We start from the raw sequence: 13182 nt of genomic DNA, 5'->3' as shown, positions 1-13182 counted from the left end.
CCCAGTAATGTTTCAATCAGTTCCCCCAATTACTGGTTGAACACCGATAGCTTCGGCTATCAATTCCCTTGACCATCCCCCTCTTAGGTCAAGGGATTTTTTATTATAAAAAAATATAATAATAAAAACCACTAATTTAAACATGTACAAGCGGCTGGAAGAGGCACTGTAATGTATAAAAATTAGTGGTTTTTATTGATTCTTATTTGGATGAGAGGGTACATTGAATGGATCAATTTCTTCACCGGACAAAGCACTCAGACTAGAGTGTTCCTCGGTGGGCATCAATGTGTCATCAAAATTAAAGGCTAAGAGGGAATCGGTAATTGATTGTTCGCGGGAAATGTCATCATCATTGCGAACCTCAATCATAGTAGCATTTTCTGTTGTATCGTGTGTTTTCTTTAAAAAAGTTTCACGAGCTGCAACGCGTTGCTTAATATCTTCGACATTAACTGTTTCGGTTAAGTCAGTTACGACTTCAAATGAAACGCCTTCATTTTTTTTGAGATACTTGAAATTTGCCTCAGCAATAGCACCAGTCTGAACTTCAAGCTGTTGTGCTAAAAAACCTGCTTCTAGACTAAAATCAGCATTCTTATTCAGACTAAGACGTTGCTTGACTAGATCGCCAGTCAACTCCCAGCGCTGATTTTTACTATCTTGAGATTTGATTTCTAGATCGCCGAAAGCAGCATCAGCAAAAAATTCTTTGACAGAAGTTAAAGTATCAGTTGGAAATTGGCGTGCAATCTCTTTTCCAGCCCAGTACAGAATGTGAGGATAGTCTTCTTGTAATAAATTAACGAGTAAACCATCGCGTAAAAGGCTAAGTGCGAAGCTATTGACTTGAAAATTTGTTCGTAAAATTTTATCGTAATCATTGATGTCCATAAGTGCGGTAATCCTTTCATTTCATTATACACAATTATGACTGTGAAATGCTTGCATTTTTAATTAAGCCGTTCATAATTAATAATATGAATAAAAATAATCCAATTGGGTTCATTGATTCTGGCATTGGTGGTTTAACCGTTGTTAAGGCTGCCCAAGAACAACTACCTAACGAACAATTTATGTATATTGGCGATACAGCACGTATGCCGTATGGTCCTCGGCCAGCTCAAGAAGTAATCGATTATACTTTTCAGATGGCCAATTTTTTGATTGAAACAAAAAAGATTAAATTACTGGTGATTGCCTGCAATACTGCGACGGCCCGAGCACTACCACTGTTACAGACAAAGTTACCAATTCCCGTCATTGGCGTAATTCAATCTGGTGCTGAAGCAGCAGTTCGTATGACTAAAAGTAACCATATTGGTTTAATTGCTACCCAAGGTACGGTAACAAGTGGTATTTATGAAAAAGAAGTGGCTAACTTGGCGCCGAATGTTATAGTGCAGGCCCAACCTGAACCTGATTTTGTTACGTTGGTGGAAGACGATGACTATGAATCCGAATACGCCCAAAAATTAGTGGCAGATCACTTAAGTCATTTTGGTGATGACACAGTTGATACGCTTATTCTAGGGTGTACACATTTTCCGCTTTTATCACCATTTATACAGTCAGCCGTGGGGAGCCAAGTCAAGCTAATTGATGCTGGTGCTGAAACAGTGACAGTTGTTAGGCAATATCTTGATACATACAACCTGCATTCAGATGTTGTTCATGGACATGATCAAGATATTTATCATACGACTGGTGATAAAGTAACATTCCAGAAAATTGCGACGAACTGGTTGTCACGAGCACAGCCACTGGATGTTCGTCATTTAGTGATAACCAATAATCATTTAGAGGACGAAAGCGTATGAAAAGATTGATCATTGCCAGTAATAATGAACACAAAATGCAAGAATTAGAATCGATATTACGTGATATCAATGTTGATTTGAAAGTCGTACCGTTGCGGGAATTAGATAATGTGCCAGAAATCATTGAGGACGGTCAAACGTTTGAAGAAAATGCCACAAAAAAAGTTACCACAATCGCAAAAATCGCGCCTAATGACTATATTTTAGCTGATGATTCGGGTTTGACGATTGATGCTTTAAACGGCGAACCGGGTGTTTATTCTGCTAGATATGCAGGTGATCATGATGACGACGCAAATATAGAAAAAGTTTTCTCTAAGATGGGTGATACTACTAACCGTGCGGCACATTTTCACAGTGTAATTGTATTGTTATCGCCTAACAGGCAACGGCTGGTCACTTCTGGTACCATTGATGGTGTTATTACAACGCAACGACATGGTGATAATGGATTTGGCTACGATCCCATTTTTTGGGTGCCACAGTTCAATCGAACTTTTGCTGAATTAACGGCTTCAGAAAAAAATGCTGTTAGTCATCGTGGCCTTGCGTTGCAGTCACTTGGCAAACAACTCCCACAATGGTTGGCAGAAAATTAAGTTTAGCAATGAAAGGATAATTCATATTATGAGTCAATTTTTAATCGTATCAGATATTCATGGTGATCGTGCTATCTTTTTGGATATTTTAAAGCAATGGCAATCACGGGTTGATGGTATTTTTTATGATGGTGATTCGGAACTACCTGCTGATGATAAAGTGTTTGAAGGCGTTTCTACCGTGATTGGCAATATGGATGATGATCCTGACTTCGTTGATGCACGCGCAACAACGATTGACGGCGTTACTTTTTTCCAAACACATGGTCATCTGTATGATGCTACTTCCCTACTAGGTTGGGCTAATTTACAGCAAATGAGCCGAGCGGCGGATGAAGCAAACGCGCAAGTAGTGCTTTTTGGTCATACACATAAAGAAGGTGCTGTCACTTACCAAGGTAAATTGTTTATCAATCCTGGTTCTACAACCATTCCAAAAGGATCACACGCTAACTTAGGCGGCACGTATGCTGTATTGTCAGTTAATGAGACTAAGTTTACAGTGACATTTTATAATCGTCGGCATGAAGCTCTACCAGATTTAACAGTGATTGTCGCACGATAAGAGTAGCGTGTTGTTGTTCAAAAAAGCCATTGTATCGTCGATAGAATGGCTTTTTTACGTTATGATAAACGTGTATAATAATGTGTATGACAGAAACAGAACCACAATTTAACCAATGGTATGAAGAAAATACTGAAGTTGATGAACTATTACGTGATGCAGAAGCAAATGAGGCGGAGCGTCATGACGAATTATCATTGAGACCACAATATTTACGAGAATATATTGGACAGACACCGCTCAAAGATGAGCTGTCTGTCTATATTGCTGCTGCCAAGCAACGAGAAGAAGCGTTAGATCACGTACTGTTATTTGGCCCACCAGGACTAGGAAAAACTACGTTAGCGATGATTATTGCTAATGAAATGGGGGTTCATATCAAGACGACATCAGGTCCTGCTATTGAGAAGCCAGGTGATTTAGTGGCATTGCTAAACGAACTTGAGCCAGGAGATATTTTATTTATCGATGAAATTCATCGTATGCCAACTAACATTGAAGAAATGATGTATTCGGCAATGGAAGACTATTTTGTGGATATTATGGTTGGACAGGGACCAACCGCTCGAGCAGTCCATTTTCCCTTGCCACCGTTTACGTTAATTGGTGCGACAACTAGACCTGGCATGCTATCGAAACCTTTGCGGGATCGGTTCGGTATTATTAACGCGCTCCAGTTTTATACACCAGAAGAGTTGCAACATATTGTGGTTCGCACAGCCGATATTTTGCACGCGCCTGTTAAGCCAGAAGGAGCTTATGAAGTTGCCTTGCGGTCACGCGGGACACCCCGAATTGCCAATCGTTTATTAAAACGGGTAAGGGACTTTGCGCAAGTACAAGGGAAACAAGCAATTGACAAAGAAATTGTTAGAGTTGGTCTAGACAAACTACGTGTTGACAATCGTGGCTTAGACGAAACAGATCATAAATTTTTAGATACTATGATTGCCTATTATCATGGTGGACCAGTGGGATTAAATACAATTGCAGCTAATATTGGTGAAGAAGCTGAAACATTGGAGTCTATGGTTGAACCTTATTTGCTGCAAATTGGTTTTTTGCAACGTACCCCGCGTGGACGGGTGGTGACGCAGGCAGCTTACGAACATCTTGGCGTACCTTATCAAGAGGAACTATCATGAATTTTATTATTTCTGATACGCATTTTAACCACGAAAAAATTTTATATTTTGATAAATCAAGAGCAGATGCGTTGCGGAACTTAGACATTGAGCCTACAGTTTCCAATATGGATCAGTATCTTGAAAACCAATGGAACGATACGGTAAACGATGATGATGTTGTGTATTTCTTGGGTGATTTAGGTATGTTTCGTAAGAAACAGGACTTTGTTGCACAATTGGCTCGTCTAAAAGGACAAAAAGTTTTTTTCAAAGGCAACCATGACCATTCTGATCAACTTAAAGCAGCCTTGAAGGCGCCTGAAACAAAACTCATTGAGGTGGTCGATACAGCGAAGGCTATTAAAATAAATGGCATTCAGGTTTGGTTAAGCCATTACGCAATTGATTTGCCATATCCAATTTTGTCGGTACATGGTCACATTCACGAAGCAGAGTATGAAAACCACGGTATGGTCAATTTATCGCTTGACTCTGTTTTGATGCAGCAATATCCTTTTGGTCAACCCTTGTCATTTGATAAGTTATGGCTGGAATTAAAAAAGCGGTTAGAAATGATTGAACAATCATATGCTATTGAGTCGGAAAATAAGCGATTTGACCGACAAGTCGAGCGGGCATTTGATGAAGTCATCACCATCAACAAACCGACACCCACACAACGTCATGAACTCGCTTTATTGGTTGAATATCTCAACAAGAATCATTTAACTTATGCAGACGTACTAGAGCGTTTTGACATACCGAACGTGAATAAACAGCTGTCACTTGATGAAAAAATGGCTGTTTCACAAACGGGATATGAATTTGAAAAAGCAACGGGGCTAGCTGGGAACAGCGGCGGAAAAGGAAACTAATAATGACAACAGAGAAACACTACACGTTATCAGATTTTGATTATGATTTACCGGAAGAATTGATTGCGCAAACACCGCTAAAACAGCGCGATGCCTCACGTTTGTTAGTTCTTAACGCAGAGACAGGTCAATATGAGGATAAGCATTTTTATGATATTTTGGACTATGTCAACGCTGGGGATGCAATTGTGATGAATAATTCACGCGTTTTACCGGCACGTTTACATGGAGCTAGACCAGAAACAGGCGGTCATGCCGAAGTATTATTGTTGCGTCAAGATCACGGTGATGTTTGGGAAACGTTGGTGAAACCTGCAAAAAAATCACCAGTTGGTTCAACAATTGTTTTTGGGGATGACTTGGATAATCCGATTATGACAGCTACGGTCGTTGGTGAGTTGGAGCACGGTGGTCGTTATGTTGAATTCCATTACGATGGCATTTTCATGGAATTATTGGAGCAGTTAGGTGAAATGCCGTTGCCACCTTATATTAAAGAAAAGTTAGATGACCAAGAGCGATATCAGACTGTTTATTCAAAAGTAGATGGTTCCGCTGCTGCGCCAACTGCAGGGCTGCATTGGACGCCTGAATTATTAGACAAGGTTCGAGCTAAGGGAGTTAAAACAGTCGAGCTAACACTTCACGTTGGGCTGGGAACATTTAGACCAGTTGATGAAGAAAATATTGACGATCACAAAATGCACAGTGAGTTTTATCAATTAAGTCAAGAGGCAGCGGATCAATTGAATGAAGTGCGTGCTAATGGCGGACGTATTATTGCTACTGGTACGACATCAATCAGGACGTTAGAAACAATTGGGTCAAAGTTTGATGGTGACCTAAAAGCTGATTCTGGATGGACTGATATTTTCATTAAGCCTGGTTATCATTGGACTGTTGTGGATGCATTCATAACCAATTTTCATTTGCCTAAATCAACGCTTGTTATGCTGGTGGCTGCTTTTACTGGCCGTGATAATATTTTGAATGCTTATTCGCACGCTGTTGCAGATAAATATCGCTTCTTTAGTTTTGGAGATGCCATGTTCATTCACAAATAATAGGGGTATAAATGAATGAAAAAAAGAACAACAACGCTTTTAGCTGCGAGTCTGGCTTTAGGTGGTGCTATTCTTGGTACAAATCAACTTTTTAGAATGGCCACAGTGGCTAGTGAAAAAACAGTTGTGCCAGATGATGTGTATCCAGATAACGTTTTATTTGCTAATCAAGAAAGGTTTAATCGACTACCACGAGAAACTTGGACAATAACTTCGTTTGATGGTTTGAAATTGAAAGCGTGGTATGTTGCTAATCAGCACAGTGAAAAAACTGTCATTTTAAGTCATGGCTGGCGTATAACAAAAGCTAGAATGGCAACTTATGGTGATTTGTTTTACAGCTTAGGCTTTAACGTTTTAGTGCCAGATAATCGGGCACATGGTGAGTCGGGTGGTAAATTTATTGGGTTTGGTTATTTGGATCGCTTTGACTATTTGCAGTGGATTGATATGGTGTGTCAAAAAGATAAACAGCAGAAAATTGTTTTGATGGGCATGTCCATGGGCGCGACAACGGTTTTGTCTGTAAGTGGTGAAAAGCTACCAAATAATGTCAAAGCCGTGATATCTGATTCGGCCTATACAAGCGCCTACGATGAACTCAGATATCAGGCTGGACATATGTTTCATTTGCCGGCATTCCCTTTTTTAAACGTTTTAAATTGGATGTCTGGTTGGCGGGCTGGCTTTCAGTATTCTCAGGCAGATGCCCGTCCTTTAATTGGAAAAAGTCAATTGCCAACGCTGTTTATTCATGGCTTAGCTGATGATTTTGTGCCGACCAAAATGGTTTATGAATTGATTAAACTGCATCACGGAGAGCATGATGTGTGGTTGCCGCAGGGCGCAGGGCATGTTGCTGCTTTTGAAGAATATCCGCAAGAATATATTGAACGAGTTGCTGCATTTTTGAAACAGCATGTATTATAGGTCGCGTTATTAAACGCTTTGTTTGGGTGGTAATTCAAGTAAGTTGATTCAATAGCTGACGTCAAGAAAAATTATGAAAAAACAGATAGTTTAATCTGCTAAGAACTAATTTTCTGATTGAATGACACTAATAGTGAAAGAGAGTATGAATATGTACGAATATATTAACGGATTAATTACGAATATTACACCAGCTTATATCGTGATTGCCTCACGGAGTGGCGTCGGGTATCGTCTTTACACTGCAAATCCTTATCGTTTTGAGGAGAATGTTGAATCACATGTTTATGTGCAACAAATTGTCAGAGAAAATGATATCAGCTTGTTTGGCTTTATTGATGCGAATGAAAAAGCATTGTTTAATAAGCTATTAAATGTTTCTGGTATTGGACCCAAAAGTGCCTTGGCAATCTTGGCTAGCGCTGATGCTACTGGATTGATTAATGCGGTGGAGAATAACGATAGCGCATACTTAACGCAGTTTCCAGGTGTTGGTAAAAAAACTGCGCAACAAATTGTATTAGATTTAAAAGGAAAATTAGACGATTTAGCAGTTGAAAATAGTACGGCAACACCAGCCACAGCGACAAATGATTCTCGAGCACTTGATGACGCGCTTGAGGCACTTTTGGCATTGGGATATACTAAAAAAGATATTAAAGTCGTAGGTGAGCAATTAAGTCAAACGAGCGATTCGACAGATGGTTATATTCGATCTGGCTTAAAGATGTTAGTGAAATAGTTCGGCTTTTACTGTCAATACGTCCAACAATTGACCTTGTTATTTGGGCGTTTTTTTTGTATGATAGGTAGGCTAATAAATTATTGGAGGTCGTTATGGTGATTATTACTGCGGGCATGATCGGCGTTGGAAAAACGACATTAACAGGCTTAATTGCAGAGCATATGGGTACACAAGCATTTTATGAGCCAGTAGGTGATAATCCTGTGCTACCACTTTACTATTCAGATCCAAAACAATACGGCTTCTTGCTTCAAATTTATTTTTTGAATCGTCGTTTTGATATGATTAAACAAGCACTTGCAGATGACAACAATGTGTTAGATCGTTCTATCTATGAAGACGCTTTGTTTACTGAGGAAAATCATAAAGATGGTAATATTTCTGATGCTGAAATGGATGTCTATACGAGTTTACTTGATAATATGATGGCTGAACTGCAAAAAATGCCTAAAAAAGCACCTGACTTGATGGTATACGCCGAAACGGATTTTGACACCATTTTGTATCGCATTAAAAAGCGTGGTCGCAACTATGAGCAATTTGATAACAATCAAGGATTGCGTGACTACTATTTCAAGATGTGGTCGGCCTATCGTGATTGGTTTGATGCTTATGATGCTTCACCAAAACTTAAAATTGATTTACAAACATACGATTTGGAGCAAAAGGATAACCAACAGGTGATTCTAAACCAAATTGATGATGCTCTAAAAGCGATTCGTTAATATTGACACCATGTTGTGGTGTTTTTTTTTGAACAAAAAAACCTACCACGTTCATTGTGGTAGGTCAAAAGTATCTATTAAGCTTTTTTCTCTGTTTCCAATAAATTACGAATTTCTGTCAGAACTTCAAGCTCAGGATTAGCTTGAACGGCTTCCTCTTTGTTAGCTTTGAAGACGCGGTTAATCACTTTGACAAGTATGAAAACAACAAATGCTGTAATCAAGAAGTTAATCAAATCGTTTAAGAAAGCCCCATACTTGAAGGTTAGCGTTTTGCTAATGACTAATTGTAGTTTGTCTAAGTCTGAATGACCACCAGTCGCAAAAGCAATGATTGGCCCGATCAAGTTGGTTGTCAATGACTTTACCAAACCAGTGAATGCACCACCAATGATAACACCAACTGCTAAATCGAGAACGTTCCCGCGCATAATGAAGGCTTTAAATTCTGATAACATAAAATATCCTCTAATCTTACTAATATAATGTAACTCTATCATACAGGATAACCGTTGATTTACCAACATATTAACAGTTTTGTTCATTTAATTTTCATTTAATTGATATAAGTTTAATTTTTGATTGATATATTGTCGTCATTAAGTAAGTTTAAGGAGTGTTATCATGGATTTTATCAAACGAGCTGGTTTGTATTTACGGCAAAAAATTGGTCGAACTTTACTCATTACCTTGGTGATGAGTGCGATTATGATCTTTGTTTTGGCGGGCATTATTATCCAAAATGCAGCGATTCAAGCAACTAATAGTGCTAAAAACGCTGCAGGAACCACTGTTACGTTGAGTGCTAACCGTGAGAAAGCTTTCGCAGCAATGCGAAAAAGTCAGGAAAGTGCGTCATCATCGAGCAGCAGTTCCACAACTAGACCAAGTATTTCATTACCTGGGGTTAGTATAACCACAGCTGAAAAAATAGCTGCACTAAGCAACGTGGCGGGATATCAATTTAGCAATAGTGCTTCAGTAAATGCCAGTGGTTTCACAGCGATTACAACAACATCATCAAGTGGTGGTTTCAAAGGTGGACCTTCCGGTGATACTTCAACCCAAGGCGATATTACTATCAGCGGTGTTTCAACGACGGCCGCCGAAACTAATTTTAAGTCAAAATCCTATACAATTACTTCTGGTCGAGGCATAACATCAGCAGATAAAAATACGAATAATGTGGTAATCGAAAGTGAATTAGCAACAAGCAACAAGCTAAAAGTTGGCGATACCATTAAAGTTAAAACAACTGCCACGACGTCTAAGACTTACGAAATGAAAATTGTCGGTGTCTACAAAGCCAAGACAACTTCTGGCAGTGCGGCACAAGGTGGACCTGGTCAACAATCTGATCCATCTAATACTATTTTCAGTAGTTATACATTCGCCGGTACGGTAAATGGTGATAGCACCACAGTTACCAGTGTTGTGTACACATTGACAGACTCTTCAAAGGAAGCTGCCTTTACCAAAGCCGCTAAAAAGTTAGTCTCAAGTAGTTTCAGTTTAACCTCAAGTGCTGAGACCTATGCTTTGCTAATGAAACCAATGAAAAACGTTCAAAGCTTTGCTAATAAGATCGTGTGGGTTGTTGGTATTGCCGGTACAATTATTCTTGCATTAATTACTGTATTGATGATTCGTGAACGGCGTCATGAAATTGGCGTGTTAATGTCATTAGGTGAAAGCAAAGTTAAAATTGTACTGCAATTATTCTCTGAACTATTTGCAATATTGGTTGTTTCACTTGTCATTGCGGGTGTTGCTGGTAATTTTGTTGGTAATGCCGTGGGTAAGCAACTAGTTTCACAGCAAACAACAGCTACACAAACAACCACAGCCGGTGCTGGATTTGGTGGTGGGCGTGGCGGTGGATCTGGTGCACCAACTGCTGGCGGTGCAAATCGCGGCACAATGACAGCAACGGGTAGTCAAGTACAAAACTTAAAAACAAAGTTAAGTGGCTCAGCCATGGCTGAACTCGGTGGATTAGGCTTGGGTATTATTGCTATCGCAGTTGTTGCAGGGTCAACACCAATCTTCCGATTGAAGCCAAAAAAGATTTTGTCAAATGAATAGAGTCTCACTTGAAACAATAAAAGGAGTTAGTCAATGACATTAGCAATTAAAAATTTGACACATCAATATAATGCGCAGGAACGTCCCTTATATGAAAATGTGAATATGACATTCGAGCCACGCACACTGTATAGTATTGTCGGTCAATCAGGTTCTGGTAAAACAACATTATTAAGTTTTTTGGCAGGATTGGACACACCATCTGAGGGAACAATTACTTTGGATGATCAGGATATCAAATCCTATGGTTTAACGAAATATCGTAACCAAAAGGTGGCCATTATATTTCAAGCATACAATCTTTTGAATTATATGACCGCAACTCAAAATGTTGCCTCAGCGTTGTCAATGACAAAATCAAAGCATACTGGTGATAAAGAATATATATATAGTACGCTCAATAAGTTAGGCATTGATCGAACACTAGCTGATAAAAACGTGCAACAATTATCTGGTGGGCAACAACAACGTGTGGCGATTGCTAGAGCTTTGGCAGTAGATGCAAAAATTGTCATTGCTGATGAGCCGACTGGGAACCTAGATGAAGAAAATACACAAGAGGTAATTAGCATATTTCAAGAACTGGCTCATGAAGTTGGGAAAACAGTCATTATTGTTACCCACGAACCAAACGTTGCCAAAGCTGCTGATATTCAAATCAGTCTTAAAAATCGGCAGTTTTCAGTTGTTTGAACTTACTGTCAAACATATCATCTTTCGTTAATGTTGATTACAATAAGCTTATAAAAAATGTCTGTTTTGAATCTATAAACAGACATTTTTTTATTGACAAACTTATCTTTTGAATGTATAGTATATGGCATAAACTATTTAGGAGAATAACATGAGTACCAAAAAAACAAAATATTTGGTTGTAACAACCTTTTTTATGGCGATTGTGTTAGTTCAAATGATTGTGCCGTGGTTAGGCATGTTGCCACTTGGCGCATTTGTTGTTGGCGCTTCTGCAACAATTATTCAATTTACAGTTGCTATTGCGGCGATTATTTTAGGACCTAAGTATGGCGCATTTATTGGTGGCTTCTGGGGTGTGTTATCATTTATAAACGCGTTAACACATCCTGGGACTATCGGTTCATTGATGTTTCAAAATCCATTAACGGCGATTGTACCGAGACTCTTGGTAGGTTTGTTAGTTGGCTATCTATTCAATGCACTATTCCGAAATCGTCGAGTAGGCACGAAAGTCTTTGGATTGGGATTACTAGGCGCAGTCGCGGCTATCATTAACACAACGGGTGTTGTATTGCTAACGACAGTGGGTTTTACCGTTATGCATACCAATTTCACTGGTATTCCAACGCATGGTATTTTGCCTTGGTTAGTCGGTATTGTATCATTCAATGCAATTTTTGAGATAATAGTTGGTTTTATTGAAGTCGGCCTTGTTGCTGGTATTTTGTTACTCATTGCAGAGAAAGCTGATATTAAAGGGTAATTAAATACGTCCACCCAGACTCGAACTGGGAGCAAAGACTTAGGAGGTCCCCGTTTTATCCCGTTAAACTATGGACGCGGTACTCATAAATTATACCGATTTTAGATGATAAAAACAAATATTATATTGAGAAATCTTCAATCGAATAATGTATACTAACAATAGATAAGTATAAGAGGTGATCATCATGACAAATAATAAGACAAAATATTTGATTGTAGCGACGTTTTTTATGGCGATTATTTTACTGCAAGTCTTAGTGCCATGGCTCGGGTACATTCCGTTAGGCGCTGTTATTGTTGGTGCACAACCAACAATTATTCAATTTACTGTGGCACTAGCCGCTATTATTTTAGGTGGCAAGTGGGGTGCGTTCTTGGGTGGTTTTTGGGGTGTGATTACTTTATGGCAAGCCTGGTCAACCCCTGGTACGATTGGCTCATTGATGTTTCAGAATCCTTTCACAGCACTTGTACCAAGGATTTTGATTGGCGCTGTTGTAGGCTGGCTGTTTAATCGGTGGCTCCGTCAGAAAAAGTCCGGTTTTCGTACAATTGGTTTAGGTGCACTTGGCGCATTATCAGCTCTCATCAATACAGTGGGTGTGGTATTATTCACGGTAGTTGGTTTTACAGTCATGAAAACCAATTTTACCGGTATTCCAAATCACAATTTGTTAGGCTGGCTTTTAGGGCTTGTATCCTTTAACAGCCTGTTCGAAATTATTACTGGCATTATACTTGTATCTGTCATTGGTAATATCATTTTACCGATTGCACAGCGAGCTGGTATTCACGGATAAAAAATCAAACCGCATTGGCGGTTTTTTTATTTGTATTCTGTTAAAAAATATGTAATATTCCGATGAATTATCATATTTCAGGGATTGATTCAGTATTTTTTATTGAAAAAAATGATGATTAAACGATTTAGAAATGGATTTATTGGTCAAACGATTATGATATGACCATTTATTTGCTATTACATTGATGCACAAACTACTGCGTTTTTGAAATATTATCATGCCAATGTGTTGTTAAAAAACTAGTATCACTAATCGATGCTCTTATACTAAAAAACTTACTAACATTAAAGGTGAAGATTATTCTCGACGGAGATGATCTTCACCTTTTTTGGATTTATTCTAAAATTGGTAGTGAAACTTAGGTCGTTGGTCCTTTTGACACC

The 13182-nt window shown here is 38.9% G+C and carries 15 protein-coding genes and 1 tRNA gene; 13 read left to right on the top strand and 3 right to left on the bottom strand.

Annotation, left to right across the window (positions count from 1 at the left end; all coding sequences use genetic code 11):
• Positions 1-192: 192 nt before the first annotated feature.
• Positions 193-894 carry a YslB family protein gene (locus tag FF105_RS02095; RefSeq protein ID WP_010281391.1) on the bottom strand — a complete coding sequence of 234 codons (702 nt, stop codon included), beginning with the start codon at positions 892-894 and terminating at the stop codon, positions 193-195.
• A gap of 86 nt (positions 895-980) precedes the next feature.
• Between FF105_RS02095 and murI the strand changes: the two genes are divergently transcribed.
• The 9 genes from murI (at position 981) to FF105_RS02050 (ending at position 8450) form a co-directional block, all read left to right on the top strand.
• The gene (gene murI, locus FF105_RS02090) at positions 981-1820 is read left to right on the top strand and encodes a glutamate racemase (protein ID WP_031941074.1); all 840 of its coding nucleotides are present in this window, start codon (positions 981-983) and stop codon (positions 1818-1820) included.
• Positions 1817-2419 (top strand): XTP/dITP diphosphatase, encoded by a 603-nt coding sequence (locus FF105_RS02085; RefSeq protein ID WP_010281400.1) that lies wholly within the window; start codon positions 1817-1819, stop codon positions 2417-2419. The genes murI and FF105_RS02085 overlap by 4 nt, the downstream gene beginning before the upstream one ends.
• Positions 2420-2447: 28 nt before the next feature.
• Positions 2448-2984: a YfcE family phosphodiesterase gene (locus FF105_RS02080; RefSeq protein WP_010281402.1), complete on the top strand. Its 537-nt coding sequence runs from the start codon at positions 2448-2450 to the stop codon at positions 2982-2984.
• An 86-nt stretch (positions 2985-3070) separates the two neighbouring features.
• Positions 3071-4129, top strand: a complete 1059-nt coding sequence (ruvB, locus tag FF105_RS02075) for a Holliday junction branch migration DNA helicase RuvB (protein WP_010281405.1) — start codon at positions 3071-3073, stop codon at positions 4127-4129.
• On the top strand, positions 4126-4986 hold the full coding sequence (locus tag FF105_RS02070; RefSeq protein ID WP_010281408.1) for a metallophosphoesterase family protein: 861 nt from the start codon (positions 4126-4128) through the stop codon (positions 4984-4986). Before ruvB ends, FF105_RS02070 begins: the two co-directional genes overlap by 4 nt.
• A 2-nt stretch (positions 4987-4988) precedes the next feature.
• Positions 4989-6050 (top strand): tRNA preQ1(34) S-adenosylmethionine ribosyltransferase-isomerase QueA, encoded by a 1062-nt coding sequence (gene queA, locus FF105_RS02065; protein WP_010281410.1) that lies wholly within the window; start codon positions 4989-4991, stop codon positions 6048-6050.
• Between the two features lie 15 nt (positions 6051-6065).
• Entirely contained in the window at positions 6066-6980 is a 915-nt protein-coding gene (locus tag FF105_RS02060; RefSeq protein WP_010281413.1) for an alpha/beta hydrolase, read from the top strand.
• A 151-nt stretch (positions 6981-7131) separates the two neighbouring features.
• Positions 7132-7722, top strand: coding sequence for a Holliday junction branch migration protein RuvA (gene ruvA / locus FF105_RS02055; RefSeq protein WP_031941075.1), 591 nt, complete (start codon positions 7132-7134; stop codon positions 7720-7722).
• 95 nt (positions 7723-7817) lie between these two features.
• Positions 7818-8450, top strand: coding sequence for a deoxynucleoside kinase (locus FF105_RS02050; protein ID WP_010281416.1), 633 nt, complete (start codon positions 7818-7820; stop codon positions 8448-8450).
• Positions 8451-8527: 77 nt separating this feature from the next.
• Here FF105_RS02050 and mscL read toward each other — a convergent pair whose 3' ends face one another.
• The gene (gene mscL / locus FF105_RS02045; protein WP_010281419.1) at positions 8528-8908 is read right to left on the bottom strand and encodes a large-conductance mechanosensitive channel protein MscL; all 381 of its coding nucleotides are present in this window, start codon (positions 8906-8908) and stop codon (positions 8528-8530) included.
• 166 nt (positions 8909-9074) lie between these two features.
• Here mscL and FF105_RS02040 point away from each other — a divergent pair, with 166 nt between their 5' ends.
• The 3 genes from FF105_RS02040 to FF105_RS02030 all read left to right on the top strand — a co-directional run bounded on the left by FF105_RS02040 (position 9075) and on the right by FF105_RS02030 (position 11994).
• Complete coding sequence (locus FF105_RS02040) at positions 9075-10535, top strand: ABC transporter permease (protein WP_290046282.1); 1461 nt, start codon at positions 9075-9077, stop codon at positions 10533-10535.
• A gap of 33 nt (positions 10536-10568) precedes the next feature.
• A complete protein-coding gene (locus FF105_RS02035; RefSeq protein ID WP_010281424.1) occupies positions 10569-11228 on the top strand; it encodes an ABC transporter ATP-binding protein in 660 nt (219 codons plus the stop codon).
• A 151-nt stretch (positions 11229-11379) separates the two neighbouring features.
• A complete protein-coding gene (locus FF105_RS02030) occupies positions 11380-11994 on the top strand; it encodes an ECF transporter S component (protein ID WP_139967111.1) in 615 nt (204 codons plus the stop codon).
• Between the two features lie 5 nt (positions 11995-11999).
• On the opposite strand, the gene FF105_RS02025 is transcribed toward FF105_RS02030, so the two are convergent.
• Positions 12000-12072 (bottom strand) — tRNA-Arg (locus tag FF105_RS02025).
• A gap of 109 nt (positions 12073-12181) precedes the next feature.
• Here FF105_RS02025 and FF105_RS02020 point away from each other — a divergent pair.
• Positions 12182-12796 (top strand): ECF transporter S component, encoded by a 615-nt coding sequence (locus FF105_RS02020; protein WP_010281430.1) that lies wholly within the window; start codon positions 12182-12184, stop codon positions 12794-12796.
• Positions 12797-13182 lie beyond the last annotated feature (386 nt).

This window comes from Leuconostoc sp. UCMA20149, from assembly GCF_030400235.1.
In the GTDB taxonomy this organism is placed as follows: Bacteria; Bacillota; Bacilli; order Lactobacillales; family Lactobacillaceae; genus Leuconostoc; species Leuconostoc pseudomesenteroides.
The sequence above is the reverse complement of the archived record's forward strand: the minus strand, read 5'-3'. Positions and strand labels throughout refer to the sequence as shown.